Origin of the sequence: Thermococcus onnurineus NA1 (genome assembly GCF_000018365.1) — an archaeon.
GTDB lineage: Archaea > Methanobacteriota_B > Thermococci > Thermococcales > Thermococcaceae > Thermococcus > Thermococcus onnurineus.
Window position 1 is genome coordinate 716,984 of the sequence record NC_011529.1, and the last position, 15,740, is coordinate 732,723.

The following is a 15,740-nucleotide window of genomic DNA, read 5'->3' on the forward strand; positions in this document are numbered from 1 at the left end:
TACTCTTTTCGCTTTTTAGTCTTTCTTCACCTTCCCAGCCTCGACCTTACTCTGTCCTTCACATCCAGCAACCACTCCAGATATATCCACAGCGACTCCCTGAAGGCTTCCCACTTGAGGAGCTCGTTCAGTGCCACGCCCATGACCACGGCCGCGGGCGGAACGAGAACGGTTGCGTAGAAGCTGAACTGCGTCGTCCCCCCAAGGAGGTACTGAAGGGCAAAAAGGCCTACCGTGCTCCAGAAGACGCCAAAGGGGGCAAGGATTCCGGGCTTCCTCTTGTACAACCACGGCATGGAGAATATGAAGAGCACCATTCCAAGGAGAAGGAAGGGATCCGTCTGGGCAAAGATATTGGGGTCATAGTGGAGTGCAAAGGCCTTCTTGTTTATGAACCACTGCCAGAACGGGGAAGCCGCAGGGTGGCCGCCCTTGGAACTGAGGTGCCAGCGGAAGCTACCGAGGAACTCCCCGAACCACTTCTGGGGTCCAACAGCCACCATAGCAGGAACGTTTGGCAGAATGAAGCCGATGGCCGGGAAGACCGCTATCGTGAGGAGAAATCCCGGGAGACTGTTTTCCCGTTTGAATGCCCTTACCAAAAGCACCGGCCAGCCAAAGGCACCGCTGAGTTTTGCGGCCGCGGCTAAACCAATGGCAAAACCCGAGGCACGTCTCCTCTCAAAGACGAGCAGGGCCATGAAGAGCGCCACAAAGAGGGCAACGTGGATGTCGAGCATCGCAGCCACTGCAGTCGCCTGAAGCGTCGGGTCTGCAGCGGAAAAGAGAAGCGCTATGAGCGAAGCGAGATAGCTCCTGCTTATCCTGTAGGTGGTGAGCACGATGAGAATCTGGATAATGGCAAAGGCGATAAGGCCCGGGAGGCGCCAGTTGATGGGTTTGTCCTCAAGAATCATGCCGAGCATTATGAGGTCCTTCCCAAGGAACGGGTGCTCCAGGTTGAGATAGTTCTGGATGTTATTCTTGTCCGGATACCAGTAGCCTGGGACGACGTAATACGCGTCCGAAGGAATCTCGCTCGAGAGTTCATCGAGGAACGGCTCAAGGTTCTCAACCGGAATCTCGAAGTAAACGGCCGGGAACTTGAGATACTCCTTTTCATAGGTTGCGTTGTAGCGGAGGGCAATTTTCTCAACGGGATACTGGTACTTTATCCGCATGCTTGTGTTGATGAATATTATGTTAACCCCTGCAGAATTAGTTGTCTCGTTGATGTAGTGCAGCTCCACGCCGAGCCTGTGGAGGACGTTCCTAGAGGCCGGGACGTACCATACCTCGTCGCCTATGTAATCCCTCAGCTTCGGCTGAGAGGCGAAGTCGTACAGGTACCAGAAGGAGCCGATGATTAGGAGGCCAGAGATGAGAATGAACGCTGTTCTCTTCCAGTCCATTATATCACCGAGAAGATTAGCGCGGCAACGTTTTTAAGCCTCTCCCCGAGGTTAGAAACATGAGCGAGATAACCGAGGAACAGATAGGCCTCGCCGTCGAGATGATCAGGAAGGGCCTGGACGAGAGAAAGATTCGCGCCAAGCTTGGCGAGAACTGGGAGGAAATAGTCGAGATAGCCCGCGCGAGGATAAGGGCCAAAGACAAGTTCTCGCGTGACGACCTCTGGATGGATCTGGAAGGCCTCCGCTACGCCACCCATGAAGTTGTTGCAAAATACCGCGCCGAGAGGCTGGCAGAGTTTGGAGTTAAAAGCATAGCCGACGTTTCGTGCGGAATAGGCATACAGCTCATCTTCTACGCGATGAAGGTAGAGAAGGCCTACGGAGTTGATATAGACCCCAAGAAGATAGAGTTCGCGAGGAAAAACGCCGAGAAGTACGGCGTTAGAAACATCGAGTTCATAAACGCCGATTCCCTCGCACCCGAAACGATAGAACGCATCGATGCCGAGGTGATCTTCTCTGACCCAGCCCGTCCTCCGGAGATGCCGGAGAGAAGGCTCGAGGATTTACTTCCAAGTCCCCTGGCGATTTATGAATCATACAAGCACAAAACCGATTCCTTCATCTTCGACCTTCCGCCGCAGATAAGGCGCGAAAAGGTTCCCTGGAAGGGCGAGTTCGAGTACATCGACCTGTTCGGCCACCTGAACAGGCTGACCTTCTACACGGAGCCCCTGGCAAAGGCAGAGCGGAGCGCGGTGGTTCTGCCAAAAGGGGTTCGCCTTGAGAGCAATCCCAATCTCGAGGACATCGTAACCTGGACTGAGGAGCCTAAGCAGTACCTCTATGAGATTCCGCAGGCGGTAGACTACGCCGATTTGCTGAACGAACTATTTCATAGCGTCAATGGCGAGCTGAAGATGCTCCTCCGCGAGAAGAGGCGCGTTCTGGCGACGAGCGACGAGAGAGTTGAGAGCGACTACTTCAAGCGCTCCTACACCGTCGTTGGAGTCACAAAATTCCACCCGCTCAGAATCAACGATTTCCTCAGGAGAGCAGGCTTTGGAAGGGCCACGCTGAGGATAAGCATCCCTGAGAACGAGTACTGGCGGTTCAGGAAGCGCATCGAGGCAAACCTGAAGGGTGACAGAAGGGCCTTTATCTTCCAGTTCAAGGACAGGGCGATAATAGCCGAGGCCCTATAACTCCTCTATCTTTGCGTTCCTTATCTTCTTCGAACCTATCCGGAGCTTTTTGAAGTAAACCACATGTTCTTCAGGCAGAAAAGATTCCAGGCTTGTGGATTTTAGGCGCTTTTTCTTTTTGCGGGGGGTATCGCTTCCGGAAACCTTCGGCGCGGCGTTGGCTATGAACTCGTCAAGCTTCCTGTCCATTGGCCCACCCAAATGGGATAGACCGCTGGGTATAAAGGCTTTTCCTCCCATCGACAGTTGCACCAAAGGATATATCAACGGTCGCCCGGGATTAATGTGGCCGTTGAGAAACGCTTTTAACTTCCGGGATTTATTTAGGGAAAGAGTAACAGAGGCGGGTGGAAAGTAATGTGCGGCATAATCGGATACATAGGCGAAAGATCTGCCTGTCAGGTTATTGTTAAGGGGCTCAAACGCCTCGAATACAGAGGTTACGATTCTGTTGGGATAGTCACCGAGGAAAACGGTAAGCTTCACATTAAGAAAGGTGCCGGGAGGATAGACGAGCTCGCTGAAAAGCTCGGCCTTCTTGAGATGCCCGGAAAAAGGGGCATAGGCCACACCCGCTGGGCGACTCATGGTGTTCCGAACGACGTTAACGCTCATCCACAGACCGACTGCTCGGGCAAAATCGCCCTCGTCCACAACGGCATAATCGAGAACTACGGCGAGATAAAAGAGGAGCTCTTGGCAAAGGGGCACCGCTTTGAGAGCGACACCGACACCGAGGTCATCGCTCACCTCATCGAAGAGGAGCTTAAGTCGAGCGAGAGCTTTGAAGAAGCCATGAGAAAAGCCCTGCTCAAGCTCAAGGGCTCTTTCGCTCTGGGGATAATCTACACGGAAGAGCCGGACAGGCTCTACTTCGTGAGGAACGAGAGCCCGCTCGTTTTGGGCATAGGTGAGGGAGAGAACTTCGCAGCAAGCGACGTGCCTGCGTTTTTGGAGTACACCAACAGGGCCGTTTTCCTTGACGATGGGGAATACGCAGTGATAACGAAGGACTCCCACGTCGTTAAAAAGCTCTCGACCGGTGAAGTCATTGACAAGCCAGTCTACGAGGTAGAGTGGACGCTCGAGATGGCCGAGAAGGCCGGTTATCCACACTTCATGCTCAAGGAGATATACGAACAGCCGAGGGCGATAAGGGATGCAATCCACGGCAACGCTGGAGTTATAGAGGATGTCGCCAAGGAGATAGCGAAGTACGATAAAATCTTCTTCGTTGCAATGGGAACCTCTTACCATGCCGCTCTGGTCGGGAAATACCTCCTCCAGCGCCTGGCGAAGAAGGTTCCAATCGTTGAAGAGGCCAGCGAATTCCGCTATGAAATGGAAGACCTGATAGACGAGAACACCCTGGTCATAGCCATCACCCAGAGCGGCGAGACTGCAGACACTTTAGCGGCAATGAAGCTGGCAAAAGCTAGGGGCGCAAAAGTCCTTGCCATAGTCAACGTTGTCGGCAGCATGGCAACCAGAATAGCGGATTTAACCCTCTACACCCACGCGGGGCCGGAGATAGGCGTAGCCGCGACGAAAACCTACACCACCCAGCTTACCGTTCTTACCATGCTCGCCACAGCCCTCGCAAGGGTTCTTGGAACCGCCAGCGAGGAATACCTGAACGAGCTTGAGAGCAAGCTGAAAGAAGTTCCAGAACTGGTTGAGAAAGTTCTCAAGCACGACGGCGCACTCAGGGAGCTCGCCGAAGAACTTAAGGAAAAGAGGGACTTCTTCTACATCGGAAGGAGCATAGGCGTCCCCACCGCCCTGGAAGGAGCTCTCAAGCTCAAGGAGATAAGCTACATCCATGCCGAGGGACTGAGCGCGGGTGAGCTGAAGCACGGCCCGCTGGCACTGCTTGAGAACGGGGTCCCAGTGGTTGCAATCGCCCCCAGTGGAAAGACCTTTGACAAGATGGTGTCAAACATAGAGGAATCGAAGGCGAGGGGCGCATACATAATAGCCCTAGGCGATAATGAGAGTCTTAAGAGAGTCTCGGACGTTCTCATAGAGATGCCTCCAATGGACGAGCTGCTTACCCCCATAGTTTACGTCGTCCCGCTCCAGATCCTTGCATATCATCTCGCCGTCCTCAGGGGCAACGACCCCGACAAGCCGAGGAATTTGGCCAAGTCAGTTACCGTTGAATGAGGTGGTTTGAATGGTGAAAACCGACGTTAAGGAAAAACGAAAGAAAAAGGAGGAGAAATCCTCCCTTCCCGAGTACTATCAGAAGTTCAAGGCCTACGGGCTTCCGCTGATAGTCCTCCTACTGGCGTACATCGGTTTCAAGATAAGGGCCGTTACGTCCAACTACAAGACCTTCCTCGATCCGGACACCTTCTACCACTACGAGCTCTACAAGCTGGCCATCCAGGAGTGGCTCCCCAAGTACTTCCCACTGGCCAATCCTCCCACTGGGCTCAAGATAAGCGAATCTCTCGGCCTCTACGCGGTGCAGGCCTTCTTCTACAAGCTGGTTAGTCCGCTCGGCTACGACGTCATGGATGCCTTCAAGCTCTGGCCACCGTTCGTTGGAGCAATGACCATCATAGCGGTCTATCTCCTCGGAAGAAAGCTCCACTCCAACTGGGCGGGCGTCTGGGCGGCGGCGTTCATGATGTTCTCCTACGCCAACTTCAGCAAGACCTACTCGGGCAACAACCGTGGTGAAGGTCCGTTCATGATGTTCTTCCTCTACGCCGTGCTGCTGCTCATAATGTACCTCGACGAAAAAGAGTGGAACTGGAAGAAAATCCTCTCAGGGGTGCTCTTCCTGATAACCAGCGTCCTCTACATGGGCGTCTGGCTCGGAAGCCAGTTCGGTGTCGGAATACTCCTCCTCTTCGCGGCAGCGCACACGATAATCCTCTTCGTATTCGGAAAGATTGAAGAGCTCAAGCGCTTTGTTAAAGAATTTTACCCGATCTACGCGCTGTCACTACTCATCGGAATAGCACTGTACCCGACGGGCTTCGTCAGAATAAGGGGCTTCCTCATATTCTCCCTTCAGGCATTCATCGGGCTTTCCGTGCTCGTTGCAATAATGCTGTATGGTGAGCGGGTCGGGCTTAGCTACTCCGACAGAAAGCACCGCTTTGGAACCGTTCTCGCGATCGGCCTGGTTGGCTTTCTCGGCGCCTACCTCTACCTCGGTCCTGACCTGTTGAAGTACATGGGCGCCGCGTACCAGTCCAACCCGCTCTACCAGACTGTTGCTGAACTTGCAAAGACTAACTGGAAGACAATAGCCGGCTACTACAGTGTCAAGACCAAAGACGGAATTATCTTCCTGCTCTCACTTGCTGGTTTCATCATAGTGCTTGTCAGGTTCATCAGAAAGCTCCTCAAAAGCGACCTCACCGGTTATAAGGAAGTCTTCCTCGTGACCTACTACATTGGCTCGGTTTACCTGCTCCTCATGGCGGTTAGATTCGTGTTCCAGGCCTCGGGCGCTATACTCCTCTTGGCTGGCGTTGCAATTGGAGAGGTGTTCCTGTTTGTTGAAAACATGAAAGATAGCATCAGCACTAAGGCCCTCTACGCGATGCTCCTCATTCTCCTGTTCCTGCCGCTCCCAATCATAGGTGCCCAGTATATGAACAACGTGGCCATCAACACATCAAAGGCCCAGGGCTCAGTCCCGGCCGACTGGGTGAACACACTCACCTGGCTCAGGGAGAACAGCCACCCGCTTGACAGTGCCACCAGCTGGTGGGACTACGGCTACTGGATCGAGTCAAGCCTCCTCAGCAACAGGCGCTCCGCCACCGACGGTGGTCACGCCTACGACAGGCGCTACATAGTTGCGGACTTCTTCGCCCACTACGGCAACGAGAGCGAGCAGGACTTCGAGGCCTGGGAGCTCAACTACATGATAGTCTGGCAGCAGGACATCTACAAGTTCAACGCCATAAGCTACCTTGGTGGAGCAATAACCTATGGCGAGTACAAGAACAACCCGATGTTCCAGCTGATATACCCGCAGTACATTCAGTACGTCAACGAGAGCGGCAAAACCGTCGTCTATATCAACACAGGCCAGTACGCCTATCAGCCGGTGATGACCATTGACCTCACCAAGGGACAGGTCATACAGGGCAGGGGAGACATACCCTACGTTCTCTACGTCTTCCAGGGCTACGGCCTGCTCGCGTACCAGAGCATAGCCTTCAGCAACTTCGTGCGCTTGGCGTTCCACATACCCTACTCATTCGAGCCGTGGGATGCCCAGATGCTCTTCGCCAACTTCAAGCCGGTATACACCAACGGCGGAGTTTCGACCTACGAGTTCAGGCCCTTCGCAGTTTACAGGATTGACAAGTACGAGAACGGCACATGGAAGGCATTCTACAGCACGACCGCCGGCGGTAAGCTTCCACTCGGCGAGCAGAAGCTCAGACTCTGGATTTCAGCATTCGGCAGGGACGTTAAGGACGCGACCCTCGTCTTCGAGGCCTACAACGGAACCGAGCTCATCAAGAGGGAGGTTCTGGCAGAGAACCTCAACATCAACCACCTCAACGAGACCCCCGTTGAGGTCAGCCTGATGATACCGAACGCGACCAAGTACCGCTTCGTCCTCATCCAGGACGGCCCGGTGGGAGTGCTCAACGGCGAGCCGAAGGTCGATGGAAAGATCGTTAACCCAAGCTACATCCTTGATGAGGGCCAGAGCGGCCAGCTTGAGCTCATAGCAGCATTCAGGCAGGAATACACCGTTGACCTCTACCTCAGGGCGAGCATAGTCTACTACATAGCCCCCAACGGCAAGGACATAAACAAGCCGAACTTCCGTCTAGAGCCACACATGGACATCATAACCTACGTCCCCGTCAAGGAGGGTATAAGTGTCAAGGAGGGTAACAACACGATAGTTGCCCAGGCCAGTATGCCCGAAAACGTCTTCGAGAGCTACATCCAGGAGCTCTACAAGAAGTACGGCGAGGACAAGGTTGTCATCGTCAAGAAGAGGATAGAGCCAGTGTTCATTACAAAGAAGGAGTACGTGATTTGGGAGGGTTAATCCCTCACTATTTTTACATCCTCCAGCTTTTTCAGCCCTCCTTTTTCCACCGTTCTTACAACGCCAGGAACAAAGCCGTTTTTTGGTCTCAGAAGAATGGCCTCGACCTCGGTAAAGCCGAGCTTCTTAAGGGCAAACGCCCTGTGGTGGCCATCGAGCACGTAGTATTTCCCGCCGTATGGTATGACCACTATAGGCGCGTCGTAGCCGTGCTTTATCTCCTGAAGGACGACCAGCAGCTTGGCCTCGCTGAGCTCCCTCTGGGTGGGAACAACCTGCTCCAGCGGAATAAAGGCCCTTTCAAGCTCAAACTCGATGCCGTAGATGGCTTTGTACTCGTCCTTTATGCGCTCGGCGCGCCTGAAGGCCTCCTCCCTCGTTATGAGCTTTGCCCTCTCAAGACTTTACTCCCCTGACGGCTATGAAGGCGGCGAGGTTTCTGCACTTCCTGTGGCATTTTTTGTCAATCCTTTCGGCCACGTCTAAGAAGGGCCAGAAGGAGGGAAAAAAGATAACCCCCGCACTCTCGACCTCAGTAAAGCCTCCGTTCTTCAGGAGAAGTTCAAGCTCCCTGGGGGTGTAGAACCTGGCATAGCGGTAGGCCGTCTCGACGAAGAGGCTCTTTAGGCGCTTGAAGAAGAACCACGGGCTCCTCCCGTTCATAGTGCCGATGAGAACTTCACCGCCGGGCTTGAGGACGCGGTGGATCTCGGCGATTACCTTTTCCGGCTCGTGGATAAACTCAAACATGGTCACGCTCAGCACGAGGTCAAAGCTCTCGTCCGGAAAGGGCAGACTATAGGCGTCGCCTTTGATGCAGTTGAGGCCCTTCGCCATGGCTATCTCAAGCATCCCCTCGCTCGCGTCGAGGCCGATAACATCGAAGCCGCGCCTTTTGAGCTCGAGAGTGTAGTTTCCGGTGCCGCAGCCTAAATCGAGGGCCTTGCCCGATTTCGTTTGGAGCATGGAGAAGACTAACCACTTCTCGGTTCTGTCTACGTACTGACCGGTTTTCGTCCGGTACCAGTCGTCGTAGCGCCCGGCAATTCTGTTGAAGTACTCGGCCATTCAGACACCCATCTTGCTCTCTATGGTGAGAGGTTTATCAACGCGGTCGTCTATCTTGAGGCTTATGACGATGCGCTTTGCCCCCGCTTTTAGGATAGCATCATGGCAGGCCTTGACAAGCTCGAGGATTTCCTCTACGGAACCTTCAACCACAGTTCCCATCGGGCAGACCTGGTACTTTAGGCCACTCGCCTTTATGACTTCGATAACGGGTTCGAGGTACTTGCCCACACTCGGGCTTTCTGTTCCAAGGGGAAAAAGACAAAGCTCCGCTACTGCCATCAGCCGCCCCCCGCGGGCGGGAAGATGTGCACCTCGTCATCGTCCTTCAGCTCGGTGTCGAGGCCTTTAAGGTGCAGGACGTTGTGGCCGTTCACGAGGATCATTCCGTCTATGGCCTTTCCTGCCTCCTTGACGCGGGGGCTTTCGAGGAGCTCCCTCTTTATTTCTGGACTATAGTGTTTGGCTAGATAATCAATAAGCTCCCCAACAGTCTTTATGTCGTGAACCTCTATCTCCTTCCTTCCGATGAGTTCACGAAATGTCGCATAGAACTTGACCTTCATAAGACCACCTAAAAAAGTTTGGAAGAAGAGGACTAAAAACTTTACTCGTTTTCTTTCCGTTTCTTTTCGCGGTTGTGTATGTAGTCGAGGAGTGGTCTTATCCTTTCCCAGACTTCGTTTATACTGCCGTGACCATCAACCCTAACGTAGATGCCCTGCTTCTTGTAGAACTTGATTATCGGCTCCATGTTCTTGACGTAGAGGTCATAGCGCTTCGCCACTATTTCTGACCTGTCGTCCTCTCTCTGGATGAGCTGGGAGCCACATAGGTCACATTTACCGGGAACCTTTGGGGGTCTGTACCGAAGATGGTAAACGGCACCGCACTTGGGACATATCCTTCTCCCAGAGATGCGCTCAACACTTTCCTCCTTAGAGATGAAAATCTCCATCGCCACGTCTATCCTTATGCCGTGGTCGTATAGGTAGTTCTCAAGCGCGAGAACCTGCTCTGCCGTTCTGGGGTAGCCATCGATGATGAAGTTGTTCCTGTCGCGCCTTAAGCGAGAAATCACAAGGGTATTGACGACGATGTCCGGAATGAGCTCCCCTTTTGCGAGATATTTCTTCAGCTCCTTCCCGAGCTCGCTTCCCTTTTCAATCTCCGCCCGTATCATGTCCCCTGAGGAGATATACGTCAGCCCATAGCGCTCCGTTATCGTCCTCGAGTGGGTTGATTTGCCGCTCCCAGGTGGTCCGAAGATCAGGATGTTCATTTTCTCACCGCTAGTTATTTATCTCCTGAGTGATAAAACAATTACGGTGGTGGCCATGAAACTGAGCACAGGCTTTGTTCGGGCATCCGGCTACGCATACAAGGTAAGGCGCGTGCTATTTGCAATAACACGCGGGAGGGTGGAGCCAGAAGAAGTCGTTAGGGCCGCAGCGGAGCTCAACCAGTACGTCTTTGAAAAGCTCCAGGAGATGGGGGTGAACAAGGGAGACGTCGTGAGGATAAGCGTCCCATTCAGCATTGAGGGTGGAAAGATAAAGTGGCACTATGGGGGACTCAAAATAGAGGTCTACAAGAGGGAAGACGAAGCAAAGCTGGCCGAAGCTATGGAGGAAATCGAGGAGCGCGAGAGAGCCCTCGAAGAGCAGATAAAGGAGCTCGAGGAGCTCACCCTTCAGCTCAGAGAGATGAGCGAGAAAATACTGGAGAAGCTGGAGGAGCTCAAGCAGGAGCACACATCTCTCAGGCTCAAGGCGGAGGAGTGATGGAATCTAGAAAGATGTTGACGTAGGCCACGACATGGGAGGCAAGGTAGCTTTTCCTCCCGATGCTCACTTTTTCGGCTATCCCACTAAGGAAGGCCTCATCCTCCGGAGTTAATCCTTCATGGTCGCCGAGGACGAAGGCGACGTTCTGGGAGAAGTTCACCCTCTCGATGGGCCTGCCCTCCTCATGGAGGTAGTAGAGGGTCGCACCTTTCAGGGTTCTCCTTATGATGTCTTCAAAGGTTAGATTGCTCACATAAATCCCAGGGAGAACCTGGATCTCTTTGCTCGGCTCGCGGAGATTTTCCCCGACCTTCAGAGCTTTGATTATCAGCTTCGCCGTACTCAGCTCGTCTGGATTGAGTGTTTTAGGCTTCATCCCCTGCCCCTCAAACCTTATCGCCTTCGGCGGGTTCGGCGGGCCGTAGAGGCTCAGCCACACGCGGACGTTCTTTCTGAAGCCATGCGAGAGGAGAAAGGCAGAGTTAAGCACGCGGCAAAGGAGGTCTATCCTGCCGCTTGTCCCGGGAAGATCCTTGAGCTTGAAATCCGCTTTTGTATGTGCCTTGTTCGCCTTGATGATGAAGGTTCTCATGGTTGAGGATTTGGACGGGAGCTTATAATCGTTGCCCGAAGGGTTTTCGGAGCAGATTCATACTGCGGCATCTTTGGCCCTCTCACTTCAACGTCCAGAGCTTTGGGAAAGCGGGACGGTGAAGTGTTTGGAAGTCTTTAGTAACGCCTGGTAATTATCGGACTTTTTGTTACGATTTTCATCTTGGAATGTAACGAAATTTTTTCAGAGTGTTGAGAAGAGCATGATGCGACGGTCTCCAGCCTATTTTCTAAGGGAAACTGCTCTTTTTGACTGTTGCATGGTTTTGAAGCCTGGAAATTAATTTTTCTCTTTTCTTTGGGCTTTGGAAGTCTCGTAAACATTCTTGTTCACAGGATTTTTTAAGCTGTGCAGGCCTGAAATTCTTAGAGGAGGTTCTTGAAAGATCTCAATGAAAGAATCCCCATAGCGCTGAAACTACCCCTCCGCAGAAAAACTTATAAGATTTAAGGCATTTTATACCCCTATAAGACGAAATAAGGAAAAAACTGCCCTGTTTCAATAAGACTCTAAGAGAATTGAAAGGCCTTGGCGTGCTCGCCGCTCTGGGCTTCGTCGTTTTGTTTCAATAAGACTCTAAGAGAATTGAAAGGCCGGATTGAGAACTCCCCTCCCGGGTGGCTAATGGGGTTTCAATAAGACTCTAAGAGAATTGAAAGGAGGCCTAAAATATCAGCTCATAGACCCGGAGAACCTCGTTTCAATAAGACTCTAAGAGAATTGAAAGCTATTTTTACCTGCATCGGCTTCATTCCTGCCGGTAAGTTTCAATAAGACTCTAAGAGAATTGAAAGTTCGTCGAGAAGGGCCTCGAGCTTTCGCTTCATTTCAGTTTCAATAAGACTCTAAGAGAATTGAAAGTTATGAACGCTGCACCCAGGCCAGCCAGGAAATCAAGTTTCAATAAGACTCTAAGAGAATTGAAAGGCGTTTTTCATAGCACTATCACCGACTATTTATTGAGTTTCAATAAGACTCTAAGAGAATTGAAAGTCTTGGCAATGACTACTACGCTGGCCGCTCTGCGAGCGTTTCAATAAGACTCTAAGAGAATTGAAAGATAGAAAACTTAGGGTTATCGGGTATGTGAGGGTTTCGTTTCAATAAGACTCTAAGAGAATTGAAAGTACCGCGGCCGAGGCCTTCGACGCGGCCCTCGCTAACGTTTCAATAAGACTCTAAGAGAATTGAAAGACTACAAGTTCTACATCGCGCCGAACCCTGGATACTTTGTTTCAATAAGACTCTAAGAGAATTGAAAGACGAGCTGAACGTCCAGGTTCTCCAGGGCGACGCAGGTTTCAATAAGACTCTAAGAGAATTGAAAGAGTTGATGAACATCTTTGCTACATCATATTCGTTGAAGTTTCAATAAGACTCTAAGAGAATTGAAAGCCGTGCGTGGTGGACACGATTTCAGAGCTCCTCAACGAGTTTCAATAAGACTCTAAGAGAATTGAAAGAAGGCCCACCCAAGGACCCCAGCCCCGACCAGGAACGAGTTTCAATAAGACTCTAAGAGAATTGAAAGAACATAGCCAAACGTCCTTCCTCATCAACGACAGGAGTTTCAATAAGACTCTAAGAGAATTGAAAGATGACTTCGCGGACATCAAGCTCAAAGAGCTTCATGGGTTTCAATAAGACTCTAAGAGAATTGAAAGTTCTACGAAGTCAATGTTCAGCTTCTTGTTCCTTGTCGGTTTCAATAAGACTCTAAGAGAATTGAAAGTCGGAGAAGAGCACGGTCAGCTTGGCGTAGAGGTAGGTTTCAATAAGACTCTAAGAGAATTGAAAGTCCACTCATCCGGCCACAGGCGCTCATTCTCTTTAATGTTTCAATAAGACTCTAAGAGAATTGAAAGGTAATCAAGGCCCTTCCTGACCCATTCCTCCACTTCCTGTTTCAATAAGACTCTAAGAGAATTGAAAGATCCTATCCGAGTTCGAGCCACTCAGATAAGTGCGGTGTTTCAATAAGACTCTAAGAGAATTGAAAGGAGTGTCTGCCGCTTCAAGCAACACATCATACCTGCGTTTCAATAAGACTCTAAGAGAATTGAAATAACGATGAAGGCGGACTGCTCGGGGTTTTCGCGAGGTAGTTTCAACAAGAAATAAGAAACCAAAAAGCGAAAAGTGCTTTTACTCCATCCTCCTCCCGAGCAAGCGGTTTATTCTCGCCTTTATGCCTCTGTTGCCCTTCACAAGCATAACCGTCTTCGGGCATTTGCTCGCTACCCTTTCAGGTACTTCCCCAAAGAGTAGCCTCTTGAAGAGGCCCTCCCTCGTTGCCCCCATGACCACGAGGTCGTGCTTCCTGCACTCATCAAGTATCGCATTTACCGCGTCGCTTTTGTTCACTATCTTCAGCTCCGCGTTTTCGATCCTCTCCATTACCGGCTTCAACTGTGCCCTTACCTTCTCTTCCAGCTTGCCGGTGGTGTTGACGCTGAGCACAGTAACTCTTGCACCGTACGCATCGGCGAGGATCGAGACGAGCTCCGCACTGATGGCGCTATGCTTTCCTCCCCTCGTCGGAAAGAGAATGCTCTTAATTTCTCCGCGTTCCTCGGTGTCGCCCGGCTTGATGACCAACACGTTACACGGAGCGTTCTCAACTATCTTGTCGAGGTTGCTTCCCATGACGTACTTACTCCACCTCGAGCGCCCTTCCCAGCCGAGGATGAGAAGGTCAGCCTTCTTGTCCCTCACTGCACTCATTATCCCTCTGTAAACGCTGTGAGCGTAGTATATCAGGCCCTCTACCTTCACTCTCCCATTAGTGTAAGACTTTGCCTTCCTCACGACTGCTATAGCCTCGTCCGCGAACTGTCTTGCCTCCTCGAGCGGTGTCTGCTCCGGAACCGTCACGACGCTGACAATGAGCAGCTCCCCGTTGACTTCTTCCGCTATTCTCTCGGCGTATTTGATCAGAACCTTTGCGTTCTTCGGATTCGACACAGCCACCATTATCCTGTACCTTCCTTCCTCACCAGCTTCCTCAAAGACTGTCTCCCTCTCGAACTTAGTTGGCTCAACTTTGGCGCCCTTATAGGTGACGTAAACGACGAGCCCTATACCCACCCATGTCAGCGTTATGGCCCAGGCGGTGGGACTGACATTAAAGACCCACACTGAGAGTATAGCCTGGAAGAATATCGCCAACAGCGGGATGTAGGGGAAATAAGGCATTAGAAAGCCGTAGTCTAGCTCATCTCCACGTTCGTTTCTAATCTTTATTACTGCGGCGTTGACTAGGAGGAAAATTAGGAGAAAGACTATGTCAGCACTCGCTGCTACATCTTCAATCGGGAAGATGAGGGCAACGGTCAGGACTATGAGTGAGGATGCAAAGAGCGCGTAGTGCGGCACCCTTCTAACCCGGTGGATTCTGGAGAATATTGGGGGCAGTCTGCCATCCCTGCTGATGGCAAAGAGAACCCTTGTGGAGGAGTATATAGTAGCGTTGAGGGCAGAAGTTGAGGAGAATATAGCAGCGAGCGTGATGAGAAGGCCGCCATAGGGCATGAGGTCCTTTATTGCCTCGCCCATTCCCACAGGTCCGAGTTCAGCGAACCACTGGCTCAATGGCATGTTCCCGGGCTCGGCGCCGACTATCGCAGCGAAGGCAAATAGGAGGTACGTTGCGGTAACGGCGGCAACAGAATAGAGTATAGCCTTTGGAACGGTCTCCTTAGGATTGACTGCCTCTTCACCGGCGTGGGCTATTACTTCATAGCCCTCAAAGCCCACGTAAGTAAACCCCATCGCCATAAGAATTTTATCCCATCCGTTGGGGACGAAGTCGTTGAAGTGGGCAAGCTTTTCTGGATGCACTATTATGTAATAAATTGAGAACAGACCGATGAAAGCCAGCGTTCCCATTTGACCAAGAGTAATGAGGTTCTCGATGCTTCCAGTCTCGGAGACGCCGAGGTAGTTGATGATTATAAAAACGATGGCTATCCCAAGGGCAAGGAGCTTAATTATCAGCTCGTGCTCCAAGCCTAGACTGATGAACCAGTCAGTTCCCTCGAGGAGAAAAACCGTGTATGTCGCGAAGGTTATGGCGTAGAGGCTGCCCGCAACTGTCAGAGCGAACCAGTTTATCCAGCCCGAAATAAAGCCGACCAAGCCCTTGAAAGCCTCGTCTATATAAGTGTAAGCACCACCCGCCGTTGGCAGTGCTGAGGCGAGTTCTGCGAAAGACATGGCGGAAAAGAAAGCGATGAGACCGTTGAGAGCAAAGGCAATGAGTATGCCGCCGGGACCGGCGAAACCGATGGCGATACCGGTGGCAACAAAAACACCGGCACCGATCATCATTCCCATTCCCATCATCATGAGGTGCATCAGTGACAGACCGCGGGATAGTTCTATTCTCTCTCCATCATGTTCCATACTCATCTCCTCCTATGCCTTGTAACCCTTTGAACCTCGAGAACGTGACCAATCTTTTTCTTGGCATACCTGCGTTTTTTCTCAATTCTCTGGCGTTTCATCTCGGAGATTGTTGAATTTGATTTCATGAGAAGAGCCAGCATAGCTCCGTAAGAGCCGAAAATGAGAGTTATTCCAATTATCTGATCGAGATCCATAGATTCCACC

Annotated in this window: 14 protein-coding genes and 1 CRISPR repeat array; of the genes, 4 read left to right on the forward strand and 10 right to left on the reverse strand. The window is 51.7% G+C overall.

Annotation, left to right across the window (positions count from 1 at the left end; all coding sequences use genetic code 11):
* Positions 1 to 26 precede the first annotated feature (26 nt).
* Entirely contained in the window at positions 27 to 1,412 is a 1,386-nt protein-coding gene (locus tag TON_RS03965; RefSeq protein ID WP_012571731.1) for a membrane-bound dolichyl-phosphate-mannose-protein mannosyltransferase, read from the reverse strand.
* Between the two features lie 59 nt (positions 1,413 to 1,471).
* Here TON_RS03965 and TON_RS03970 point away from each other — a divergent pair, with 59 nt between their 5' ends.
* Positions 1,472 to 2,620: a class I SAM-dependent methyltransferase gene (locus TON_RS03970; protein WP_012571732.1), complete on the forward strand. Its 1,149-nt coding sequence runs from the start codon at positions 1,472 to 1,474 to the stop codon at positions 2,618 to 2,620.
* On the opposite strand, the gene TON_RS03975 is transcribed toward TON_RS03970, so the two are convergent.
* Positions 2,615 to 2,809 carry a PCNA-inhibitor gene (locus TON_RS03975; protein ID WP_012571733.1) on the reverse strand — a complete coding sequence of 65 codons (195 nt, stop codon included), beginning with the start codon at positions 2,807 to 2,809 and terminating at the stop codon, positions 2,615 to 2,617. The two genes, TON_RS03970 and TON_RS03975, sit on opposite strands and share 6 nt — an antisense overlap.
* A 168-nt stretch (positions 2,810 to 2,977) precedes the next feature.
* Between TON_RS03975 and glmS the strand changes: the two genes are divergently transcribed.
* Together glmS and TON_RS03985 are read left to right on the forward strand one after the other, a co-directional pair.
* Entirely contained in the window at positions 2,978 to 4,786 is a 1,809-nt protein-coding gene (glmS, locus tag TON_RS03980; protein ID WP_012571734.1) for a glutamine--fructose-6-phosphate transaminase (isomerizing), read from the forward strand.
* 10 nt (positions 4,787 to 4,796) lie between these two features.
* Positions 4,797 to 7,661: an STT3 domain-containing protein gene (locus tag TON_RS03985; protein WP_012571735.1), complete on the forward strand. Its 2,865-nt coding sequence runs from the start codon at positions 4,797 to 4,799 to the stop codon at positions 7,659 to 7,661.
* Here TON_RS03985 and TON_RS10790 read toward each other — a convergent pair.
* From TON_RS10790 to TON_RS04010, 5 genes are all read right to left on the reverse strand, one after another.
* Entirely contained in the window at positions 7,658 to 7,852 is a 195-nt protein-coding gene (locus TON_RS10790) for a ParB/RepB/Spo0J family partition protein (RefSeq protein ID WP_012571736.1), read from the reverse strand. The genes TON_RS03985 and TON_RS10790 overlap by 4 nt on opposite strands.
* A 205-nt stretch (positions 7,853 to 8,057) precedes the next feature.
* A complete protein-coding gene (locus TON_RS03995; RefSeq protein ID WP_012571737.1) occupies positions 8,058 to 8,729 on the reverse strand; it encodes a class I SAM-dependent methyltransferase in 672 nt (223 codons plus the stop codon).
* Entirely contained in the window at positions 8,730 to 9,011 is a 282-nt protein-coding gene (locus TON_RS04000) for an MTH1187 family thiamine-binding protein (RefSeq protein ID WP_012571738.1), read from the reverse strand.
* Complete coding sequence (locus TON_RS04005; RefSeq protein ID WP_012571739.1) at positions 9,011 to 9,295, reverse strand: ubiquitin-like small modifier protein 1; 285 nt, start codon at positions 9,293 to 9,295, stop codon at positions 9,011 to 9,013. The genes TON_RS04000 and TON_RS04005 overlap by 1 nt, the downstream gene beginning before the upstream one ends.
* Before the next feature lie 41 nt (positions 9,296 to 9,336).
* The gene (locus TON_RS04010; protein ID WP_012571740.1) at positions 9,337 to 10,011 is read right to left on the reverse strand and encodes an adenylate kinase; all 675 of its coding nucleotides are present in this window, start codon (positions 10,009 to 10,011) and stop codon (positions 9,337 to 9,339) included.
* Between the two features lie 55 nt (positions 10,012 to 10,066).
* Here TON_RS04010 and TON_RS04015 point away from each other — a divergent pair, with 55 nt between their 5' ends.
* On the forward strand, positions 10,067 to 10,513 hold the full coding sequence (locus tag TON_RS04015) for a single- stranded DNA-binding family protein (RefSeq protein ID WP_012571741.1): 447 nt from the start codon (positions 10,067 to 10,069) through the stop codon (positions 10,511 to 10,513).
* Here TON_RS04015 and trmY read toward each other — a convergent pair.
* The 3 genes from trmY to TON_RS04030 all read right to left on the reverse strand — a co-directional run bounded on the left by trmY (position 10,497) and on the right by TON_RS04030 (position 15,730).
* A complete protein-coding gene (gene trmY / locus TON_RS04020) occupies positions 10,497 to 11,108 on the reverse strand; it encodes a tRNA (pseudouridine(54)-N(1))-methyltransferase TrmY (RefSeq protein WP_012571742.1) in 612 nt (203 codons plus the stop codon). The genes TON_RS04015 and trmY overlap by 17 nt on opposite strands.
* A 516-nt stretch (positions 11,109 to 11,624) precedes the next feature.
* Positions 11,625 to 13,195: a CRISPR direct-repeat array (repeat unit 30 nt; unit sequence GTTTCAATAAGACTCTAAGAGAATTGAAAG).
* Between the two features lie 79 nt (positions 13,196 to 13,274).
* The gene (locus TON_RS04025; RefSeq protein WP_238516358.1) at positions 13,275 to 15,539 is read right to left on the reverse strand and encodes an amino acid permease; all 2,265 of its coding nucleotides are present in this window, start codon (positions 15,537 to 15,539) and stop codon (positions 13,275 to 13,277) included.
* Positions 15,536 to 15,730, reverse strand: a complete 195-nt coding sequence (locus TON_RS04030; RefSeq protein ID WP_012571744.1) for a hypothetical protein — start codon at positions 15,728 to 15,730, stop codon at positions 15,536 to 15,538. The genes TON_RS04025 and TON_RS04030 overlap by 4 nt, the downstream gene beginning before the upstream one ends.
* Positions 15,731 to 15,740 lie beyond the last annotated feature (10 nt).